This window comes from Erwinia wuhanensis (genome assembly GCF_030484085.1).
GTDB classification, from domain to species: Bacteria; Pseudomonadota; Gammaproteobacteria; order Enterobacterales; family Enterobacteriaceae; genus Erwinia; species Erwinia aeris.
On sequence record NZ_JAUJUH010000008.1, the window covers coordinates 58,494 to 79,988 of the forward strand.

At 57.4% G+C, this 21,495-nt stretch carries 20 protein-coding genes; 6 read left to right on the top strand and 14 right to left on the bottom strand.

What is annotated here, in order from left to right; genetic code table 11:
- Positions 1–142: 142 nt before the first annotated feature.
- The 8 genes from cysM to QZH36_RS17855 form a co-directional block, all read right to left on the bottom strand.
- Complete coding sequence (cysM, locus tag QZH36_RS17820) at positions 143–1,033, bottom strand: cysteine synthase CysM (RefSeq protein WP_301251991.1); 891 nt, start codon at positions 1,031–1,033, stop codon at positions 143–145.
- 74 nt (positions 1,034–1,107) lie between these two features.
- Positions 1,108–2,202: a sulfate/thiosulfate ABC transporter ATP-binding protein CysA gene (gene cysA / locus QZH36_RS17825; protein WP_253459460.1), complete on the bottom strand. Its 1,095-nt coding sequence runs from the start codon at positions 2,200–2,202 to the stop codon at positions 1,108–1,110.
- Complete coding sequence (gene cysW / locus QZH36_RS17830) at positions 2,199–3,059, bottom strand: sulfate/thiosulfate ABC transporter permease CysW (RefSeq protein ID WP_253459457.1); 861 nt, start codon at positions 3,057–3,059, stop codon at positions 2,199–2,201. The genes cysA and cysW overlap by 4 nt, the downstream gene beginning before the upstream one ends.
- Positions 3,059–3,892 (bottom strand): sulfate/thiosulfate ABC transporter permease CysT, encoded by an 834-nt coding sequence (cysT, locus tag QZH36_RS17835; RefSeq protein ID WP_253459455.1) that lies wholly within the window; start codon positions 3,890–3,892, stop codon positions 3,059–3,061. The genes cysW and cysT overlap by 1 nt, the downstream gene beginning before the upstream one ends.
- Positions 3,892–4,908 (bottom strand): sulfate ABC transporter substrate-binding protein, encoded by a 1,017-nt coding sequence (locus QZH36_RS17840; RefSeq protein ID WP_301730781.1) that lies wholly within the window; start codon positions 4,906–4,908, stop codon positions 3,892–3,894. The genes cysT and QZH36_RS17840 overlap by 1 nt, the downstream gene beginning before the upstream one ends.
- A 345-nt stretch (positions 4,909–5,253) precedes the next feature.
- On the bottom strand, positions 5,254–5,865 hold the full coding sequence (locus QZH36_RS17845) for an RpoE-regulated lipoprotein (protein WP_253459451.1): 612 nt from the start codon (positions 5,863–5,865) through the stop codon (positions 5,254–5,256).
- 94 nt (positions 5,866–5,959) lie between these two features.
- A complete protein-coding gene (locus tag QZH36_RS17850; RefSeq protein ID WP_253461253.1) occupies positions 5,960–6,412 on the bottom strand; it encodes a DUF2919 domain-containing protein in 453 nt (150 codons plus the stop codon).
- A 19-nt stretch (positions 6,413–6,431) separates the two neighbouring features.
- A complete protein-coding gene (locus QZH36_RS17855; protein WP_125289591.1) occupies positions 6,432–6,857 on the bottom strand; it encodes a GNAT family acetyltransferase in 426 nt (141 codons plus the stop codon).
- Between the two features lie 276 nt (positions 6,858–7,133).
- Between QZH36_RS17855 and amiA the strand changes: the two genes are divergently transcribed.
- The 4 genes from amiA (at position 7,134) to tkt (ending at position 12,355) form a co-directional block, all read left to right on the top strand.
- Positions 7,134–7,994: an N-acetylmuramoyl-L-alanine amidase AmiA gene (gene amiA / locus QZH36_RS17860; protein ID WP_301730782.1), complete on the top strand. Its 861-nt coding sequence runs from the start codon at positions 7,134–7,136 to the stop codon at positions 7,992–7,994.
- A gap of 48 nt (positions 7,995–8,042) precedes the next feature.
- Positions 8,043–8,951 (top strand): oxygen-dependent coproporphyrinogen oxidase, encoded by a 909-nt coding sequence (hemF, locus tag QZH36_RS17865; protein ID WP_301730783.1) that lies wholly within the window; start codon positions 8,043–8,045, stop codon positions 8,949–8,951.
- Positions 8,952–9,310: 359 nt separating this feature from the next.
- Positions 9,311–10,261: a transaldolase gene (gene tal / locus QZH36_RS17870; protein WP_253459445.1), complete on the top strand. Its 951-nt coding sequence runs from the start codon at positions 9,311–9,313 to the stop codon at positions 10,259–10,261.
- A gap of 93 nt (positions 10,262–10,354) precedes the next feature.
- Complete coding sequence (gene tkt / locus QZH36_RS17875; RefSeq protein WP_253459443.1) at positions 10,355–12,355, top strand: transketolase; 2,001 nt, start codon at positions 10,355–10,357, stop codon at positions 12,353–12,355.
- On the opposite strand, the gene QZH36_RS17880 is transcribed toward tkt, so the two are convergent.
- Together QZH36_RS17880 and hprR are read right to left on the bottom strand one after the other, a co-directional pair.
- A complete protein-coding gene (locus tag QZH36_RS17880; RefSeq protein ID WP_301730785.1) occupies positions 12,352–13,731 on the bottom strand; it encodes a heavy metal sensor histidine kinase in 1,380 nt (459 codons plus the stop codon). The two genes, tkt and QZH36_RS17880, sit on opposite strands and share 4 nt — an antisense overlap.
- Complete coding sequence (gene hprR, locus QZH36_RS17885) at positions 13,724–14,404, bottom strand: response regulator transcription factor HprR (RefSeq protein ID WP_253459439.1); 681 nt, start codon at positions 14,402–14,404, stop codon at positions 13,724–13,726. Before hprR ends, QZH36_RS17880 begins: the two co-directional genes overlap by 8 nt.
- Before the next feature lie 134 nt (positions 14,405–14,538).
- Between hprR and hiuH the strand changes: the two genes are divergently transcribed.
- Positions 14,539–14,949, top strand: coding sequence for a hydroxyisourate hydrolase (gene hiuH, locus QZH36_RS17890; protein WP_253461251.1), 411 nt, complete (start codon positions 14,539–14,541; stop codon positions 14,947–14,949).
- Positions 14,950–15,049: 100 nt separating this feature from the next.
- Here hiuH and QZH36_RS17895 read toward each other — a convergent pair whose 3' ends face one another.
- The 4 genes from QZH36_RS17895 to QZH36_RS17910 form a co-directional block, all read right to left on the bottom strand.
- Complete coding sequence (locus QZH36_RS17895) at positions 15,050–16,135, bottom strand: DUF1176 domain-containing protein (RefSeq protein ID WP_253459437.1); 1,086 nt, start codon at positions 16,133–16,135, stop codon at positions 15,050–15,052.
- Positions 16,136–16,715: 580 nt separating this feature from the next.
- A complete protein-coding gene (gene nudK, locus QZH36_RS17900; RefSeq protein ID WP_253459435.1) occupies positions 16,716–17,297 on the bottom strand; it encodes a GDP-mannose pyrophosphatase NudK in 582 nt (193 codons plus the stop codon).
- Positions 17,298–17,413: 116 nt separating this feature from the next.
- A complete protein-coding gene (gene ansP / locus QZH36_RS17905; RefSeq protein ID WP_253459433.1) occupies positions 17,414–18,883 on the bottom strand; it encodes an L-asparagine permease in 1,470 nt (489 codons plus the stop codon).
- Between the two features lie 311 nt (positions 18,884–19,194).
- Positions 19,195–19,467 carry a YdgH/BhsA/McbA-like domain containing protein gene (locus tag QZH36_RS17910; protein WP_125289577.1) on the bottom strand — a complete coding sequence of 91 codons (273 nt, stop codon included), beginning with the start codon at positions 19,465–19,467 and terminating at the stop codon, positions 19,195–19,197.
- 395 nt (positions 19,468–19,862) lie between these two features.
- On the opposite strand from QZH36_RS17910, the gene QZH36_RS17915 reads away from it, so the two are divergent.
- Entirely contained in the window at positions 19,863–21,377 is a 1,515-nt protein-coding gene (locus tag QZH36_RS17915; protein WP_253459431.1) for a type IV pili methyl-accepting chemotaxis transducer N-terminal domain-containing protein, read from the top strand.
- The last annotated feature ends 118 nt before the right edge of the window (positions 21,378–21,495 follow it).

Genomic DNA, 21,495 nt, shown 5'->3' on the forward strand with positions numbered 1-21,495 from the left:
TATTTTCACCTGTTGCTCAAACAATAGCAGCAGGTTTTACCCAATCCTTACAGTGTAACGGCATGAGCACAAATTGAGCGGCCCGAAAGCGTGGGCCTGCCAGGAGGGAGATCGGGCTGGCGTATGCACGCCGATAGAGGGATCAGTCTGGTGACGAATGCACGCCGGTAGAGAGGTACCTGTCGCCACGATCGCAGACGATAGCGACAATAACGCTGCCGGGCTGCTCTTGCGCAATACGCAGCGCGCCGGCCACCGCCCCGCCGGAACTGACGCCGCAGAAAATGCCTTCACGGCGCGCCAGCAGGCGCATGGTTTCCTCCGCCTCCTGCTGGGTCATATCCAGGATACGGTCGATCAGCTCCGGTCGATAGATGGCGGGAAGATAGGCCTGCGGCCAGCGGCGAATGCCGGGAATGCTGTTGCCTTCGGCGGGCTGTAACCCCACGATAGCTACCGTTCCGCTCTGCTCTTTCAGATAGTGTCCCACGCCGGTGATGGTGCCGGTAGTGCCCATGCTGGAAACAAAGTGCGTCAGCCTTCCTGCGCTTTGCTGCCAGATTTCCGGGCCGGTGGTAACGTAGTGGCCCAGCGGGTTATCAGGATTGTTAAACTGATCGAGCACTTTGCCCTCTCCGCGCGCTTCCATATCGCGGGCCAAATCGCGCGCGCCCTCCATGCCCAGCTCGCGGCTTACCAGCAGCAGCTCCGCGCCGTAGGCCCGCATCGCCGCCTGACGCTCCATGCTCATGTTATCGGGCATCAGCAGCTTGATACGGTAGCCTTTCATCGCGGCGATCATCGCCAGCGCGATGCCCGTATTGCCGCTGGTCGCTTCGATCAGCATATCGCCGGGCCGAATTTCGCCACGCCGCTCCGCCTGCTGGATCATCGACAGCGCGGCGCGATCTTTGACCGAGCCGCCGGGGTTATTGCCCTCAAGCTTCAGCCAGATTTCGCTGCCGTTGTCTGGCGTCAGCCGCTGAAGCTTGATCAATGGCGTGTTGCCGATGGTGTGTTCGAGCGTGGTCAAGTGATGGTTCCTGAAGAAGGCCTTACCGGCAAAAAAGGTCAGGCATAACCTGACCCGGATGGCGGTAGAAAATATCAGGCGCTCTGCGCAAAGGCAACCTGCCGCAGCGGCGTATCGCCTTTATAAAGGCGCGCCTGTTGCAGGCCGACAAAAAGACGCTCGCCGCGGATCGGCGCGGTTTGCTCGCCTTCCATCACTACGGTGATCGGTTCATGCTGCTCACCCCAGCCCGTGGGCTGTGCCACCAGCTGCCAGTAGTGGCCGCGCGGGCTGACTTCCAGCACCTGCACCGGCAGCGGCGTTTCCAGGCTGCTCTGGCGGCTGACGTCGATTTCCCACGGGCGCAGGAACAGTTCGACCGCACCCTGGTGCGCTGGCGCATAGCCCAGTGGCCAGCGATGCGCGCCGACATGGAACTGCGAACCGTGCACCTCAGCATCAAAGCGGTTCACTTCGCCCAGGAATTCCAGCACGAAACGGGTGGCCGGATCGCGCCATACTTCATCCGGCGCGCCAGCCTGCTCGATATTGCCCTGGCTCATCACCACCACGCGATCGGCGACTTCCATCGCCTCTTCCTGATCGTGGGTAACAAAGACGCTGGTGAACTTCAGCTCTTCGTGCAGCTGTCGCAGCCAGCGGCGCAGCTCTTTACGCACCTGCGCATCCAGCGCGCCAAAGGGTTCATCAAGCAGCAGAATTTGCGGATCGACCGCCAGCGCACGCGCCAGCGCCACCCGCTGTTTCTGACCGCCGGAAAGCTGTGCCGGGAAACGCCCGGCCAGATGTCCCAGCTGCACCATCTCCAGCAGGCGCGTGACTTTTTCTTTAATGGCCGCCGCAGAAGGACGCTCGCGGCGCGGCAGCACCGTCAGTCCAAACGCGATATTGTCGAATACCGTCATATGGCGAAACAGCGCATAGTGCTGGAATACAAAGCCGACGCGACGGTCGCGGGCGTGCAGCCGCGTCACATCGTTGCCGTGAAAGCTCAGACGGCCGCTGTTCTGGCTCTCCAGACCGGCGATAATACGCAGCAGCGTGGTTTTCCCGGAGCCGGACGGGCCCAGCAGCGCCACCATCTGACCAGAAGGGATATCCAGCGAAATATCGTTCAGCACTTTAGTCCGGCCAAAGGATTTGTTGATGTTACTGATTTCAATGCTCATTGTTCCCCCTCCCGTTGCGCGCGGCGTTCTAAACGCCATTGCAGCGCGCTTTTCAGAAACAGCGTGACTATCGCCATCAGGGTCAGCAGCGCGGCGGCGGTAAAAGCGCCCACGCTGTTGTAGTCCTGATGCAGCAATTCTACCTGTAGCGGCAGCGTGTAGGTTTCGCCGCGAATCGATCCCGAAACCACCGAAACCGCGCCAAACTCGCCAATCGCGCGCGCGTTAGTTAATACCAGGCCGTACAGCAGCGCCCAGCGGATATTTGGCAGCGTAACGCGCCAGAACATCTTCCAGCCGGAGGCGCCAAGCAGCACTGCGGCTTCATCTTCGCTGCTGCCCTGGCTCAGCATCACCGGCACCAGTTCGCGCACCACAAACGGACAGGTCACGAAGATAGTGACCATCGCCATACCCGGCCAGGAGAACATCAGCTGAATGCTGTGCTCGTCCAGCCAGCCGCCCGCCGGGCCGTTTACGCCCCAGAACAGCAGATACATCAGCCCCGCCACCACCGGCGACACGGCAAAAGGAATATCAAACAGCGTCAGCAGCAGCTGGCGGCCGGGAAAGGTGAAGCGCGTCACCAGCCAGGCCAGCAGCGTGCCGAACACCAGGTTAACCGGCACGGTGATCAGCGCCATCAGCACGGTCAGCCAGATGGCGTGCAGCATGTCGCCATCTTTCAGGTTGCTGAACATCGCCGTCACGCCGTCGGAAAAGGCGCTGGCGAAAATAGCGATAAGCGGCACCACCAGCAGGCCGAGCGAGACGATCATGCCCGTGGCGATCAGCAGCCATTTGCCCCAGCGCGGACGCTCGCGTCCAACGTGATTCAGTTCGGTAACGTCAGCCATTATTGACCTCCAAGACGACGGCCAAAGCGGCTTTGTAGAGTGTTAATCGCAAACAGCAGCAGCAGCGAGGCGGCCAGGATCACTGAAGCGATGGCGCTGGCTGCCGGATAGTCGAACTCCTGCAGACGCACGAAAATCATCAGCGAGGTCACCTCGGTTTTCCAGGCGATATTACCGGCAATAAAGATCACCGCGCCGAACTCGCCCAGGCTGCGGGTAAAAGAGAGCGCCGTGCCGGCCAGCAGCGCCGGGCCAACTTCCGGCAGCACCACGCGGCGGAAGCTCTGAAACGGCGTGGCGCCGAGGGTTTCCGCCGCCTCTTCATATTCCGGGCCAAGCTCTTCCAGCACCGGTTGCACCGTGCGCACCACGAAAGGAATGCTGGTAAAGGCCATCGCCACGGCGATCCCCAGCCAGGTGTAGGAAACTTTAATATCGAACTGCGCCAGCCACTGCCCGTACCAGCCGTTCACGGAAAAAAGCCCGGCCAGCGTCAGGCCTGCTACCGCCGTCGGCAGCGCAAAAGGCAGATCCATTAAGCCATCCAGCAGCGCGCGCCCCGGAAAACGGTAGCGCGTCAGGATCCAGGCCATCAGCATGCCGAAAAAGGCGTTAAACACCGAGGCGACGCCCGCCGACAGCAGCGTCACCTTATAGGCGGCAATCATCTGGGGATTGGTTACCACATCCCAGTACTGTGCCAGCGTCATCTCAGACAGCTGCATCAGCAGCGCGCTGATCGGCAACAGCAGGATCAGACAGGTAAAAAACAGACTACTGCCCAGGCTCAGTCCAAAGCCGGGCAGCACGCGCTTACTTTTAGTGGCAAACATTACTCACGTCCCGCTGCTAACAACTTATCCAGTTCGCCACCGCTGGCGAACTGCGTTTTCATGACCTGCTCCCAGCTGCCGAATACCTGTTCCACGCGGAACAAATCGACGGCCGGAAAGCGCTGCCGCTGCTGCGCCATCAGCTCAGGATTATTTACGCGGTAATAATATTGAGTGATGATTTTCTGCGCCGCAGGCGTGTAGAGATAGTTCAGGTACGCTTTGGCCGCTTTTTCCGTATGGTTGGCCGCCACGTTTTTATCGATCCATGTGACCGGGAATTCCGCCAGCACGTTGCTGTGCGGGATAATTACCTCAAAATCCTGCTGCGGGTACTGATTACGGATAGTGTTCACTTCCGACTCAAAAGTGATCAGCACGTCGCCAAGCCCGCGCTCGACGAAAGTGGTGGTCGCGCCGCGCCCGCCGGTATCAAAAACCTCGACGTTTTTAAGGAACTGCGCCATAAACCGTTCGGTTTTTGCTTTGTCGTGTCCGTCCGCTTTATCCGCCGCGCCCCACGCCGCCAGCCAGGTATAACGACCATTGCCGGAGGTTTTTGGATTAGGAAATATCAGCTTTACGTCGCTTTTGACCAGGTCGCGCCAGTCATGGATATGCTTTGGATTGCCCTTGCGCACCAGAAAAGCCATGGTGGAATAGAAAGGCGAGCTGTTGTTGGGCAAACGCTGCTGCCAGTCCGCCGGAATGAGGTTGCCGCGATCGTGCAGGATCTGCACGTCGGTCAACTGGTTATAGGTTACGACATCGGCTTTCAGGCCCTGCAAAATGGCCAGCGCCTGTTTAGATGACCCGGCGTGTGACTGCCTGATCGTCAGCTTGTCGCCGCCGTTTTGCTGCGCCCAACGCTGTTCAAAAGGCGTGTTCAGGGCCGCAAACAGTTCGCGTGAGACATCATAAGAGCTGTTCAGCAGCTCTGTCGCCTGGGCTGACCCGGCCAGCAGCAGCAGAACGGCGCCGCTACAGATTTTTTTCAGTGTGGTCATGCTGTTCATCCCGGAATGATGGCCCGTCTCACGGCCTGAGAGGGTTCAGTTTATTTATAACCACACGAAAAGGAGTAACTGTTTTATATACCGTTTGGTGATTTGGAAGTTTAAAAAGCTATAAGCGGGCGGGACAGGTTATGCAGCGGGCAGAAATAGAAAGCCTGTTTGAAGCAACGATCGCGCAAGGGGAACACCATGTCCAGGGAACTGTCGCGGATACGCCGGGCGGCGTGTGCTGGCTGCGCGCGTGGAACAATCGGGAAAGGGACAGCAAGCGCAATGACTATCCCGATCTGTTTCTGATAACGGTAGCGGCGGCTATCTGTCCTGTGACACACAGCCGCAGGCCAATCAGCGGCGCCAGACGATCTGGCTTACCTGCCATTTCTTCAGCGTATCATCAGACGGCAACAGCCCTTCCGGCCCGTGCCATTCGCCGGTAAAGACGTAGCTGATATGCTGGCTGTCCGGCGCGCGGCACTCTACTCCCTTGCCGCCAGCAGCCTTCTGACAGGCACCGAAAGCGCGGCTATAGAGGTCGCTGAAAGGCGTGCCGATCTTCACACCAGAGGTAGTCTGGATGCTGTCATCCATCACCCGCACCTCGCTGACGCTGGTTTCGCCCGTGATTTCCAGCTTCACCTCTTTGCCGTCGAGCGCCTGGAAGAAGGTGATAACCTTGCCGTTTTCGCCGCGCATCCCTTTACGTATCTGATAGTCGTCGTTCAGCGCTTCGCCAACCGCCTGCTCGTTCATCGCGGTCGCGCCGTTCAGGCCGCCAACGCCCTGCTCGCTGACCTCAGTAGCAGAACCGAACCAGTGCCAGGGCGAGAGGCTGGACCAGGAATAGGTCAGCGGGTTCCACCAGGTGGCCCCGTGAGTGGCCGGTGCGGCGTCGCCGGAACTGGCGCAGCCAGCCAGCATAACGGCCGCGGCCAGGGCTAAAGGACGAACGGTTTTCATGAAAACTCCTGACAAAAAGAGAGGCGGCTGCCATAGCACAACGCCTTTTACGGCAGCCCCAAAGAAAGGTTGGAGTACGGATCGGCAGAAAAGTTTATTCGAGGTGCTGCTCTGGCGCAAAACAGTCGCGCAGCCGCGCGCTGAAGGCAAACCAGCCCAGCGCCAGCAGATCGAAACCGGTAAACAGGATCATCCACGGCGACAGCGTGTCCTCGCCCAGCCAGAGGCTGGCGAACTGCACGCAGAGCATCACGGCCAGCGACAGGCAGAGTACCCAGCGCCACGCCTGCCAGAGCCGCGGCAGACGCTGGCGATAGCCGGTCAGCAGCAGCCCTACCGCCGCAGGCACGCCCAGCGCAATGCCCGTCCAGAACGCGCGCGTATCCGGATAGAACAGCGCCAACAGCGCCGTGCCCTGATCGCGAGAGGCACCGGCCATAATAAACAGTAGCCAGGTGCGCGCCTGCAGCAGCAGCACGCCCCAGAAGGCCAGCGGCAGCTTCAGCTGGCCTTTGGCATCGTAGTCGTCGGGCGTGTAGAGGCACATGGCGGAACGGTCGGCTGGCTTAATATTCGCGGTCTTCAATCAGGCGCTTACCAAGTAACATGCTGTCCTGCGTCTCGTAGTCCAGCTTTTCATAGAAACCCAACACCGCGTCGTTCTCTTCCCGCACCATCACGTTGATTTTCGGACAGCCGCGCGCAATCAGCTTTTTTTCAAGCCGGTTGATCAGCGCATTGGCGAAGCCACGGCCCTGATAGTCGGGATGCACGCCCAGATAGTAGGCTGAACCGCGATGGCCATCATAACCGCCCATCAGCGTACCGACCACGGCGCCACCGACCACCGCCACCAGAAACAGGTCGGGATCGTGATTAAGTTTGCGCTCAATATCCATTTCCGGATCGTTCCACGGGCGCAGCAGATCGCAGCGTTCCCACAGGGTGATCACTTCTTCAAAATCGTCCTGGCTAAATACGCGAATTTCCATAGCGTTGTCCCAGATGTTAACCACAATTCGCTGATTATCGCGGTTTCTTTCGCGGGCGCAACCCTCCGAAGAGATAATTGCCAGAAAGTGGCAGAAAGCGGCTACATAATCCCCAGATAGCACGCGATCGCTTTTCCAGCTGGCTGCATGAGCAGTGAATTTACGCTGCCGTTAGCGGCCTGAAATAAAAAGTAAAACGTTGAAATAGTTCCCCCCTCGCTGTCGTCTTATTGTTACGATATAACAGTAAGCACTTTGCGCCCTGAGGATGTTGTAATGAAAAAGTTTGGCCCGATGACCCCGCTTACTTCCCGCCGTCAGCTGCTGCTTTCCAGCCTGGCGCTGGCGCTGCTGGGCGGCAGTGCCGCCAGGGCAAAAGAAGCACCGCTTAAAACAGCATCCGCGCACGGGGCCACGCCGCCTAAAGCAAAGGGTAAAAGGATTGTGATGATCGATCCCGGCCACGGCGGCATCGATTCTGGCGCGGTAGGTGAAGAAGGTTCGGAAGAAAAACACGTGGTGCTGGAGATAGCCGGACATATCCGTCAGATGCTGAGCGATCATCCTCATATCGAGGCGCGACTGACGCGGGATAACGATCGCTTTATCCCGCTGGGCGAGCGCGTGGAAATTGCACACCAGCACGGCGCCGATCTTTTTATGTCGATACACGCCGATGGTTTTACCAGCCCCGATGCCAACGGCGCTTCGGTTTTCGCCCTTTCTAACCGTGGTGCCAGCAGCCGAATGGCCCGCTATCTGTCCGAGCGCGAAAACGCTGCCGATGCCGTGGGCGGCGTCAAGGTAGCGCAAAAGGATCACTATCTACAGCAGGTGCTGTTTGATTTGGTGCAGACCGATACGATTAAAAATAGCCTGACGCTGGGCAAGCACGTGCTGAGCCAGATCCGGCCGATTCACCATTTGCACAGTCAGCATCCCGAGCAGGCCGCTTTTGCCGTGCTGAAATCGCCTTCTATCCCTTCGGTGCTGGTGGAAACCTCTTTTATTACCAACCCCGCCGAAGAGCGCTTGCTGGGCACCACCGCTTTCCGTCGGAAAATCGCCGGCGCTATAGTGGATGGCGTTATCAGCTATTTTAATGAGTTCGATGCCAACAACCGCCGCCCCGGCTAGGGCATTTTGACGTATACTTCGCGCGTCATTTTACAGTCAGGCAAAACCATGAATACACCCGATATCGCCCTGGTAAAGCAGTTTCTGCTCAGGTTACAGGACACAATCTGTCAGCAGCTGGCGCAGGCTGACGGCAAGGCGCAGTTTGCGGAAGACAGCTGGACGCGCGAAGGCGGCGGCGGCGGCAGAAGCCGCGTGCTGCGCAACGGCGCGGTGTTTGAACAGGCTGGCGTTAACTTTTCTCATGTGCACGGCGACCAGATGCCCGCCTCCGCCACCGCGCACCGGCCGGAGCTGGCCGGCCGCAGTTTTGAAGCGATGGGCGTATCGCTGGTGATCCATCCGTCCAATCCTTACGTGCCCACCAGCCATGCCAACGTGCGCTTTTTTATTGCCGAAAAGCCGGGCGCCGACCCGGTATGGTGGTTCGGCGGCGGTTTCGATATGACGCCTTACTATGGCTTTACGGAAGACGCGGTGCACTGGCATCAAACCGCGGCCGATCTCTGTCAGCCCTTTGGCGAAGAGGTCTATCCACGCTACAAAAAGTGGTGTGACGACTATTTCTTTATTAAACACCGTAACGAGCAGCGCGGCATCGGCGGCCTGTTTTTTGACGATTTGAACACGCCGGATTTTGACCACTGTTTTCGCTTTATGCAGGCGGTCGGCGAAGGCTTCCTCAACGCTTATTTGCCGATAGTGGCGCGGCGCAAAACGCTGCCGTGGGGCGAGCGCGAGCGCCAGTTCCAGCTTTACCGCCGTGGCCGCTATGTGGAGTTCAACCTGGTGTGGGATCGCGGCACGCTGTTTGGTCTGCAGACCGGCGGCCGTACCGAATCCATTCTGATGTCGATGCCGCCGCTGGTACGCTGGGAATACGACTACCAGCCGCAGCCGGGCACGCCGGAAGCCGCGCTGTACAACGATTTCCTGCCGGTTAAAGCCTGGATTTAACATTGATATAGCGAGCCGGAAGCCGCCGCTCGCTATTTTTCCCCTCGCCTTCCCCAAAAATGTAGCAGCCAGTGCTGCCGCCTGCCGTAATCCTGAAGAAGTGCTACACTTTCAGGTACCGCGTTTTACCAGCCATTGGGCTAACCCATTGCAACAATCAGAGAAAACGCATTCCCATTACAGGACGTCTGATGCAATGTTTGGCCTGAGAATAATCCACCGCGTCGGAAGCCGGCCCTGCGTAAATGCACAGGATTGCGGCCCGGTTCGTTCGCTATTGGGCTTTGTAGCCCGGCGACAGCCGATGTTCCGGCACGGTCATCATTAGTTTTGCAGATTGCCCATCAAGGAGCCATGAGATGAACCAGCTAGACGCACTGAAACAATACACCACCGTGGTGGCGGACAGTGGCGATATCGAATCTATTCGTAATTATCACCCTGAAGATGCCACCACCAACCCATCTCTGATCCTGAAAGCCTCCAGCCTCGACTCTTACAAGCACCTGATCACCGACGCTATCGACTACGCCAAAAAACAGGGCGGCAGCAAAGAGACGCAAATCATCAACGCCAGCGACAAAGTCAACGTCAACCTCGGTATGGAAATCCTGAAAAGCGTGCCTGGCCGCGTTTCTACCGAGGTGGATGCTCGCCTGTCGTTTGACCGCGGCATGTGCGTGACCAAAGCCGAGAAGCTGGTGAGAATGTACGAAGACAACGGTATCGACCGTTCACGTATTCTGATCAAGCTCGCTTCCACCTGGGAAGGCATCCGCGCGGCGGAAGAGCTGGAGAAAAACGGCATCAACTGTAACCTGACGCTGCTGTTCTCCTTTGCCCAGGCGCGCGCCTGTGCGGAAGCGGGCGTGTTCCTGATTTCGCCGTTTGTCGGCCGTATCTACGACTGGTACAACACCCGCAAGCCGCTTGACCCTTATGTGGTGGATGAAGATCCAGGCGTGGTTTCCGTTCGTAAAATCTACGAGTACTACAAGCAGCACCGCTATAACACCATCATCATGGGCGCCAGCTTCCGTAAAACGGAACAAATCATCGCGCTGGCGGGCTGCGATCGCCTGACTATTTCACCAAACCTGCTGGAAGAGCTGCAGGCCAGCGACGCGCCGGTTGAGCGCAAGCTGACGCCGTCAACTGAAGCTTTCCACCAGCCTGCTCCGCTTTCTGAATCGGAGTTCCGCTGGGAGCACAATCAGGATCCTATGGCGGTAGAAAAACTGGCCGAAGGTATCCGCCAGTTTGCCGTTGACCAACAGCACCTGGAAGACGTGCTGGCCGCTAAGCTGTAATTTCGTTCACGGGCCTCCCCGACGCGCGTCGGGGAAAGTCGCCCGACGTTTATTTGCCCAGTTCGTCCCCCCAAAAATATCAGGGAGAAAAATATGTCTTCACGTAGAGAGTTGGCTAATGCAATCCGTGCGCTGAGTATGGATGCGGTGCAAAAAGCCAAATCGGGTCACCCAGGCGCCCCAATGGGCATGGCAGATATTGCAGAAGTGCTGTGGCGCGACTTTTTGCATCACAACCCGACTAACCCTGCCTGGGCCGATCGCGACCGTTTTATCCTTTCCAACGGTCACGGCTCCATGCTGCTGTACAGCCTGCTGCACCTGAGCGGCTATGACCTGCCGATTGAAGAACTGAAAAACTTCCGCCAGCTGCATTCCAAAACGCCGGGCCACCCGGAAATCGGCTACACGCCAGGCGTGGAAACCACTACCGGCCCGCTGGGTCAGGGTCTGGCCAACGCCGTGGGTCTGGCGATTGCCGAACGCACGCTGGCCGCGCAGTTTAACCGTCCCGATCATGAGATCGTCGATCACCATACCTATGTGTTTATGGGCGACGGCTGCCTGATGGAAGGTATCTCGCATGAAGTTTGCTCGCTGGCCGGCACGCTGGGCCTTGGCAAGCTGATCGGTTTCTACGATCACAACGGCATTTCGATCGACGGCGAAGTGGAAGGCTGGTTCAGCGATGATACCGCCAAGCGTTTTGAAGCCTACAACTGGCATGTGATCAGCGAAGTAGACGGTCACGACGCCGAAGCGGTAGCGAAAGCGATCAAAGAAGCGCAGAGCGTGACCGATAAGCCTTCTCTGATCATCTGCCGTACCATTATCGGCTACGGTTCGCCAAACAAAGCCGGTAAAGAAGAAGCGCACGGCGCGGCGCTGGGCGATGAAGAGATCGCACTGACCCGCAAACAGCTGGGCTGGAACTATCCGCCGTTCGAAATCCCGCAGGAAATTTACGCACAGTGGGATGCCAAAGAAGCGGGCCAGCAGTATGAGAAAGCATGGAACGACAAGTTCGCAGCTTATAAAGCGGCTTATCCGGAACTGGCGAAAGAGTACGCTCGTCGTATGGATGGCGGCATGCCGGAAAACTGGCAGCAGGAAACGCAGAAGTTTATCGAAGAGCTGCAGGCTAATCCGGCGAAAATCGCCAGCCGTAAAGCTTCCCAGAACTCGCTGGAAGCCTATGGCAAGCTGCTGCCGGAATTCCTGGGCGGTTCCGCTGACCTGGCGCCAAGCAACCTGACTATCTGGTCCGGTTCCAAATCGATTAAAGACGACCTGGCGGGTAACTATATCCACTACGGCGTGCGCGAATTCGGTATGACCGCTATCGCTAACGGCATCGCGCATCACGGCGGCTTTGTGCCTTACACCGCTACCTTCCTGATGTTCGTCGAGTATGCGCGTAACGCCGTGCGTATGGCGGCGCTGATGAAGGCGCGTCAGATCCTGGTCTACACACACGACTCCATCGGTCTGGGCGAAGATGGCCCGACGCACCAGCCGGTTGAGCAGATCGCCAGCCTGCGCGTTACGCCAAACATGAGCGTCTGGCGTCCTTGCGATCAGGTAGAAACCGCCGTGGCCTGGAAACACGCGATTGAGCGCCACCACGGCCCGACCGCGCTGATCCTTTCCCGTCAGAACCTGGCGCAGCCGGAGCGTACCAAAGAGCAGCTGGAAAACATCTCTCGCGGTGCCTACGTGCTGAAAGATAGCGAAGGCACGCCGGAAGTGATCCTGATCGCAACCGGTTCTGAAGTGGAAATCACGCTGGGCGCGGCAGCAAAACTGACCGCCAACGGCCATAAAGTTCGCGTGGTGTCTATGCCTTCAACCGACCTGTTTGATAAGCAGGATCTGGCCTATCGCGAATCGGTGCTGCCTTCCGGCGTTACCGCTCGCGTGGCGGTGGAAGCGGGCATCGCAGACTACTGGTATAAGTATGTCGGCCTGAACGGCGCGATTGTCGGGATGACCACCTTTGGTGAGTCCGCACCGGCAGAGAAGCTGTTTAACGAGTTTGGCTTCACGGTGGAAAACATCGTCAGCCATGCAGAAAAACTGCTGAAGCCTCACTAAGCCTGTTCTCCTGCCCGCCCCTGGCGGGCAGGAGTCTCACCGCCCAGCCTGATACCAAACAGATTTTCCCCTTCGCGATGCTGATACCAGGCGTAGCCGCCGTGCAATTCCGCAATAGCTTTAACCAGCGCCAGACCCAGTCCCGATCCCACGCTGTTGCGCGCCTCGTCTCCGCGCCAGAAGCGCTCAAATAATTTTTCCGTCTCCGCCAAAGGCTCACCCTTATTACCCACGGCTATATCGACAGCTTCTCCTGTCGCCTCGGTTTTTATGCGAACCAGCGTGTTTTCCGGTGCGTGGCGAACGGCATTGGTAATCAGATTGACCAGCGCCCGCTGAAACAGCATTTTATCGGCCTGAATATTGCCTTCCGCCTCCAGCGCAAAACGTAGCCCTTTTTCTTCCGCCAGCGGCTCCAGAAAATCGGTGATATTTTCCAGCGTGTCGGGCAGCGAAAAAACCTCTTTTCTGAGCGCCACGTTGTGGTGATCGGCTCTGGCCAGGAACAGAATGTTGTCGGTCAGGCGAGAGAGATTCTCCAGCTCTTCGATATTTCCTTCCAGCAGCTGCTGGTACGCTTCCGGCGTGCGCTCCTGCCCCAGCGCGACCTGATTCTGGCTGAGCATCACGTTGACCGGCGTGCGGAGCTCATGCGCCAGATCGTCGGCAAATCGGGTCAGCCGGGTAAAATCGTGCGCCAGGCGGCTGCGCATCACGTTAAGCGCCTCGCCCAGCGGCAGCAGCTCGCGGGGCAAAGTATTCAGCGGAACGCTGTCAGAAAGCCTGTCGGCGTGTGTGGCCGCGGTGATTTTGCTGAGCGCGCCTATGGCTCTTAGTCCCCGCCGGATCAGCAGAGGACTCAGGATAGCCCCAAGCATCAGCGCAGCCAGGCACACCAGCAGGCTTTCCTGGCGATACTGCTCCAGCATTTTGGCTCTTTCGCGCGCCAGCCGCGCTACCGTCAGCGTCACCGCGCCGCCGTTCGATTCGCCTTGCAGACTGAGAATGGTTAGCTCTTCACCTTCTTTGGTGCGCTGTCGGCGAAGCACGCCCGGCTGGTTTTCTGCGGTCAGCGCCGCCAGCCCAATGCCCGTCTGGTTAATCGTCACGTCCGGCCCCGCAGCCTGACGGATCAGCAGGATATCCTGCTGCGTGTCCACCATGCGGCTGAAATAAAGCGGCAGCATTTCCGGCTTCGCGCCATCCTGCAACAGCTGGCGCAGCTGAAGCGCCCGATTAATCAGCGTGCGATCGTCACGCCAGATCAGCTCGTGGCGTAACGCGCCGTAAAGCGTCAGCGTGATGCCGCCGCAGGCCGCCGCCATAATCAGCACAAAAATGATCGTGAGTCGGGCCGTCAGCGAGATCTTACGCATGCGGTTCTCCCGGCTCTGCCAGCCGGTATCCCATCCCGCGCACGGTGTCGATCAGTTTCGGCTCGTAGGGGTCGTCTATCTTGCGACGCAAACGGCGGATGGCTACGTCAACCGTGTTCGTTTCGCTGTCAAAATTAATGCCCCAGACCTCGCTGGCGATCAGCGTTCTCGGCACTATTTCTCCGCGTCGGCTGGCAAGCAGCCACAGCAGCGCGAATTCTCTACGGGTCAGTGCGACCGATTCGCCCTGCCGGCTGGCCGTCTGCCGCACCGAATCCATGACCAGATCGCCAACCGTCAGCACCGCTTGTGTAGGGTGATTCTGGCGCAGCTGCGCTCTGATGCGGGCCAGCAGCTCGGCAAAAGAGAAAGGTTTGACCAGGTAATCATTGGCGCCCAGCTCCAGCCCTTTAACGCGATCGTTTACCGAATCTCTTGCCGTCAGGCAAATTACCGGCGTGGCGCGGGCGGTACGTAGCGAGCGTAATACCTGCCATCCGTCCATGCCGGGCAGCATGATATCCAGCACGATAAGCGCATAGTTCTGGCTCAGGGCCAGGTGCAGTCCGTCGCGGCCGTCGGTGACGCTGTCCACCACAAATCCGGCTTCGCGCAGGCCCTGACAAAGCCAGTCGCTGGCTTTCTGGTTATCTTCAATCAGCAATAGTTTCATAAGCACAAGTCTGCCACGAGGCGGAAATTTTGTCCCCGAACTTCAGCCAATCTGACATTTTTGTCATGCTCGCGTCAGGTTGTTTCCCTTTGTTCTACGTTATAAAGAGGCATATTCAAACAGGAGAAGTGATGATGAAACAGTATTTCAACGCGGCAGCGCTGGCGCTCGCCCTTACCGCTTCTGCCTCCGCGATGGCCGCAGAGCAGAATCTTTTAAGCGTACACGTGCTGAACCAGCAAACTGGCAAACCGGCATCGAATGTGGAAGTTACGCTGGAGCAGAAACAGGACGCGGGCTGGAAATTCCTTAACAAGGCCAGCACCGATAAGGATGGACGTATTAAACAGTTCTGGCCTGCGCAGCCTGCAGCCACCGGCGATTACCGCGTCGTATTTAAAACCGGACGCTATTTTAGCGAGCAAAAGCAGGAGAGCTTCTTCCCGGAGATCCCGGTAGAGTTTCATATCAGCAACACGGCCGAGCATTATCATGTGCCGCTGCTGCTTAGCCAGTACGGCTACTCAACCTATCGCGGCAGCTGATCGCGTAAACGGGCGCCTCACCGGGCTGGGGCGCCGTGAATCAGGTAAAAGCTTTGCGCTTTTCTACGCCGTTCAGGAAAGCATACTCAATGAAGCCTTTTCACTCCGTAGACGCCTGCTCTGGCGCAGGCGGCATATCCCTTTTGCTGGTCCAGAGCGTCGGCCAGTCGTCGCTGCCGTGCCAGGCATCGCAGGTTCCCTCTTCCGCATATTCCGTCAGCACAAACTCGCGCCCGTCATACTGCCAGCGGGTAGCCGTACCGCAGTCGCCAAGGCCTCTTCCTTTGCCAAACGTCAGCAGCTCGCCGCGGCTGGCATCATAATCGGCATTGATCAGCTCCAGCTTTTTTTCTCCATGACGCGGCGGCGTAAAAGGCAGCGTCAGGGTCAATCCTCTGGCCATATAGGGCTGGCTGCGGGTGACCTCGAAAGCAAGATCGATAACGTTATAGGCACCCATTTCACAGCTGACCAGCAACAGGGCTTTTTTATCGTTCAGCGGCGCGACGCTGACCTGGCGACGCTGAGGATCCAACGAGCAGCGATCGGTATTGACGCGCCAGGTGCCGTAATCCAGCAGGCCGGTAGTTTCTTCACGCGTCAGGGCGGGCGGCACCGGTTGCAGACGGGGAGCTTCGGGGAAATCGGGCGGTGGCGGCACGTCCATTGCCGGACGTTCACCCTTTTTAATCCAGGCGCTCATGCCGTTGACCCGCCCCTGGATATCATCCATCAGCAGCAGCGCCGCTTTCAGGCCGTGCAGCGAGATAGTGGCGCGCGGCCGATAAAGCAGCTGTAGATTATCAGCGTCCATCACCAGCGACAGAAACTCATTGATGGAGATAGCATGGCCGGTAGAAAGGTGATGCGGCTGAACCTCCCAATGTTTTAAATCGGGCTTCAGCCGCTGGCCGTCCAGCAGCAGATTGTCCTGCAAAGGCGCGCCGCTCAGCTTGCCGGTATAGCGACTGCCGTAATCAATACGCAGAAAGGGCCGATCGTTAACGCCGGCATGACGACTGATGGTCATCACCAGCCCGTTGACGCCCGGCACGCTCCGGGCCACGCAGTAGTTCTGGTTATTACAGGTTATCTGCCAGTCAGAAAAGGTTTTTTGCAGGGGTTCGGCATGCAGTCCGGCGGCAAAAAACAGCAGCGCCAAAGGTAACTTTATCCAATAATGCATCGATACCCGTATCCCCGAATGACAGTTAAGCAGTAAGCATAGCGTAGCGGTTACCGCTCGGCACAATTAAATCAGCCGCAGCGCATTAAAAGAATAATTACCCGCTTTAATTATATTGAACTTTATGTGCAGGCGGCTCAATCAGATAAATCGGACAAGGAAAAAAGCGCCGCAGGACCGTCAAAAAATCGCTTATTATCAGATGAAAATAAAGTTTTTTTGTTTAGAAAGGATTAAAACTGCAGTAATAGTGTGAGCTTTGTCACCTTTTGCGCCCAGCGCGGCAAAGCCTGTGCGGCGGCTGCAAGCTGTCCGAATAAGATTGTTAAGCCTGAAATTTCATCATATAAGCAGATAGTTCTGATGCCAGCCTGAATAGCCTGCTCAGAGGCACATGCGAAAAGTTTATTCTCCTCCCTGTTTAGCTTATATTTATGCCATCGTCTGCGAAGATATTAAATAAATAATTAACTGAAGTTAACCCGCAAAAACTAAGGTTAATATTTGCGGATTATTTTATTTATTGACCCGGACGTTCTTATCTTATTAAGACCAGCTGTTAATCATCAGCCCGTCATTTTTAACCCAGCGTTAACCAACCTTCAATCAGCGCATACTGGAGCAGCATCACCGTTTTAGCATCTTTAATCTGCCCTGTTTTCACCCTGCTCCAGGCATCGGGAAAGCTCAGCTCCATCACGTCAATATCTTCATCGTCAACGCCGCCGCCTGCTGTGGCCCGCAGCGAGTCGTTATACTCTGCGGCAAAAAAATGCAGCCGTTCGGTTACGCCTCCTGGCGACATATACAGATCGTAAAGCTTGACCACTTCTCCCACTTCATAGCCGGTTTCCTCAACCGCTTCCTTACGGATACAGACTTCCGGCGAATCATCGTCCAGCAAGCCGGCGCAGGTTTCGATCAGCAGGCCGCTGTCGTTGCCGTTCAGCCAGGTGGCGATACGAAACTGACGGGTCAGGACCACGCTGTTTTTTTCACGGTTGTAAAGCAGGATGGTGGCGCCGTCGCCGCGATCGTAAACTTCGCGCTTATGACGCAGGGTTTCCCCATTTTTCGTCGTAAGGTCATAGGTGAAGTTGCGCAGCAGGAACCAATTTTCCGACAGGATTTTATCTTTGATCACTTCGACTTTGACTGACATACAGGCTCCGTTGCCTTTAGCGGAAGTGAGCCATCATAAGGCCTGCCCTGGGGGAAAACTATCAGCGGACATAAAAAAGGCGGCCACCGGGGCCGCCTTTTACTGCTGCTTCAGCTTCAGCGCGACGTCTCTTCCGCCACGTGATCGTGCTCGGTCTGCGCGATTTGGTTAGCGCGTTTACGCACGCCGAACCAGCCCAGCACCAGCACGACGGCGATCAGCGGCACGGCGGCGATAGTGTAGGTGCCGTTCGGGTAGTCAAACGCCATCAGCACCAGCACGCTGGCCAGGAACAGCAGCGTCAGCCAGGACGTAAACGGCGCCCACGGCAGCTTAAAGCTGACGTCTTCCGCGCGGCCTTCTTTAATCGCCTTACGCAGACGCATCTGGCAAACCACGATAAAGGCCCAGGAAGAGATAATCCCTAAGGAAGCGATATTCAGTACGATTTCGAACACGCGCGAAGGCACGATATAGTTCAGCCAGACGCCCACGATATAGACGGCTATGGTGACCAGGATGCCCATATAAGGCACCTGTTGACCGCTCATTTTAGAGAGGAACTTTGGTGCCGATCCGCCCATAGACATCGAGCGCAGAATACGGCCGGTAGAATAGAGGCCAGAGTTCAGGCTGGAGAGCGCTGCGCTGAGCACCACGATATTCATGATGCTGCCGATATAGGGCACGCCCAGCTTCGAGAAGAAGGTAACAAACGGGCTTTGACCCGCCTGATAGGCGTTCCACGGCAGCAGCAGCACCAGCAACACCACGGAGCCGACATAGAACAGGCCGATACGCCAGATCACGCTGTTGATCGCTTTCGGCAGCATGGTCTTCGGATCTTTACACTCTCCCGCCGCCGTGCCAACCAGCTCGATAGAGGCGAAGGCGAAAACGACGCCCTGCACCAGCACCAGCGCAGGCAGCAAACCGTGCGGGAAGAAGCCGCCGTTATCGGTAATCAAGTGGAAGCCGGTGGCGTTGCCGTCCAGCGGCTTGCCGCTGCCAAGAAACACCACGCCCACAATCAGGAAAAGCGCGATAGCCAGCACCTTCACCAGCGCAAACCAGAACTCCATTTCGGCAAACCATTTTACGCCGATCATATTCATGGTACCGACGATAGCCAGCGCGCCCAGCGCGAATACCCACTGCGGCACATCACCAAACGCGCCCCAGTAGTGCATATAAAGCGCTACGGCGGTGATATCCACGATCCCGGTCATCGCCCAGTTAACAAAGTACATCCAGCCTGCAACGTACGAGGCTTTTTCGCCCAGGAATTCACGTGCGTAAGAAACGAAGCTGCCGCTGGAAGGACGATGTAAAACCAGCTCGCCCAACGCGCGGAGTATAAAGAAAGAGAAGATGCCGCATACCAGGTAGACGATAGCCAGCGCCGGACCGGCAATTTGCAATCGCGCGCCCGCACCCAGGAACAGGCCGGTACCAATAGCCCCGCCGATAGCAATCATCTGCACATGGCGATTGTCCATCGCTTTGTGATAGCCGGAATCATGAGAATTTAACCAACGTCTTCTTGCGGCGCGCTTGTCTGCTACCGCTTTTTTATCAGCTTTCATTTTCTTTCCTAATTATCCTGTCCACAGTGATACGGCTACCATTCCCGGGCGACCTGATTTCTGTTGCGCTAACCAAACGATTGCGTTGCCCGCAGGCGTTCGGGCGTTTTCCCCTCTTCCTGTAGTTATTGTGTTGACGGAAGCGGGAAAATCACGGCGATGCATCCTAACCGTTCTGTAAAGCCGACGCAAAAAATCTGTAGGCGAAATCGTGAGGTTTTGTGACTTCCATCAGAGGAGGCAAAAAAAAACCGACCGCTTAAGACGGTCGGTTCTCCAACAGGGAAAGGCTACATGGGACAGGACAGGTTCTAGCGGTAAATCTCGGCGTTGCCGCTCCACAGGCTGGAGTCGCCGGGGGTGTCGGCACGGATCACGCGATAGTGGCTGGCGCCCATCTCTTCGGCTTTTTGCGCCAGCTGCGCGGTGGCGTCATCCAGCGAGCCGGTCACGCCGGTCACGGAAACCGTGCCCATTTGTTGCAGGTTTTGACTCTGTTCAGTGCTGACCTGGGTGGCGGCCAGCGTTGAAAATGAAGTGGCGGCCAGAATGGCAGCGGCAATCGTTGCAGGCAGTTTATTCATAGTTAGCTCCTTATCCGGATTAGCGGATAGCATGATTCGGGATACGGCGTTAACTATGACGGATGAGGTGCAAAGCAGGGTAAGCGCGCGGTAAAAGCGTTAAAGGAATGTGGGCACGACAAACATTTATCCCAAGAAGCGTCAATAAAAGTTACTTTTTCTGCATGATGTAACTTTATATTAATGCGCAGCGTAATTTTATGACGACTTTTTAACTCTACCCGCCGCCGCGTCTGGCTTCAAGTGCGCGACCGCACACTTTTGATCTTTCGCAAAGCGCCGGCGTTCGTGCGCTGCACCGCGCGAGGAAAAGCTTATACTGCGGCAGGCCTTATCTGGCTGACGCTGGCCGATGACGCTATCCGCAGCGTTAACGCCCTTTACGGGAGCATTGCATGTTAAAACGTTCCGTTACCCGCAGCCTGGCTCGCGCGCTGTTCGCTATCGTGCTGCTGGCCGTGTGCTGTTCTTTTCTGGCGCTGCTGACGCTTTCAGCCAGCCTGCGCGATGCCGAGGCGCTCAATATGGCCGGTTCGCTGCGCATGCAGAGCTACCGCCTGGCGCTGGATGCCGCAACCCGCTCGCCCTCGCTGGACAGCGATATCCTCAGCTATCAGCAGTCGCTTCAGGCGCCGGTGCTGCTTTCGCTACAGCATGCCTGGGTGCCAAACAATGTTAAAGCGCGCTATCACGAAATGCTGACGGCCTGGCAAAAGCTACAGCCCGAGCTGACCAGGGACGATGGTCAGCGCTTCCGGCAGCATGTCTCGCACTATGTCGCGCAGATAGATCGATTTGTGCTTGCCCTGCAGCGCTGGGCGGAGCTGAAAATGAAACTGGTGGCAGGCGCCTGCCTGCTGGGCTTTATTGCCATTGCCCTGCTGGCGAAAGCCTTTGCCCGCATGTCGGGCGATTTAGAAAAACAGTATCTGTGGCTTGAACAGGCGGTCAAAGAGCGAACCGGCGATCTGCGCCAGGCGAATCGCCGTCTGAAACTGCTTTATCGCTGCTCCGAGATGCTGCGCGGACACGATAAGGCCTATGCGCAGGTGCTTGAGCTGGCGAAAGAGCATGAAAATCTGCCGATTATCGCTCTGGACGTGGCGCCTCGCTGGCAGCTGACCGCTGGCGAAGAGGATAAACGTCTCGCCTGGCACAGCCTGCCGCTGGAGCAGACGCAAGGCGGGGTGCTGCGCTGGCAGGCAAGTGACAGCGAACCCTCGCTGATGCAGGGGCTGGCGACGATGCTGGGCCGCTCGTTACAGCTGGACGACGCTGAAGAAAAAGGCCGCCATTTGCTGCTGATGGAAGAGCGCGCCACTATCGCCAGAGAGCTACACGATTCCCTGGCGCAGTCGCTGGTTTACCTGCGCATTCAGCTGGCACGGCTGAAGCGCGTGGTCGACAAAGAGACGCCGCCGGCAGCTATCGTCGGCGAAATCGACGTGGCGCTGGCCGAAGCCAATCGCCAGCTGCGCGAACTGCTGACCACTTTTCGCCTGTCGGTGGAGCCGGCCGACCTCACGACCGCGCTGGAACAGGTCGTCGCGCAGCTTAACCGGCAAACGGAAGCGGATATTAAGCTTATCAGCGAGGCGCGGCAGCAGCGTTTGAATGCGCAACAGCAGGTACACGTTTTACAAATCGTCCGGGAAGCGCTGCTCAACGCTCTCCGCCACGCGCGCGCCAGCGACATTGCGGTACGCGTTACGCAGTCGGCCGCCGATTTGCTGCATATTGAGGTCAGCGATAACGGCCAGGGATTTTGTCTGGCCGATGCCAAACCCGGCCACTACGGTTTGGCTATAATGCAGGAGCGCGCAAAAAGTCTGAACGCGCAGCTGGAAATTACCCCGCAAGCGCAAGGCGGCACGCGGGTGCTCCTCCGTTTTATACCGGACAAAAGCTAAGGCGCACGGCGCTGAAATTTTGCATGATAATTTACATTTTATCCTCATTTTCTCCACGATTCCGCCAGGGACGCCGGGTAAAGTGAAACGCTCTGCTTAAACGCTTTGTTACGGGCAG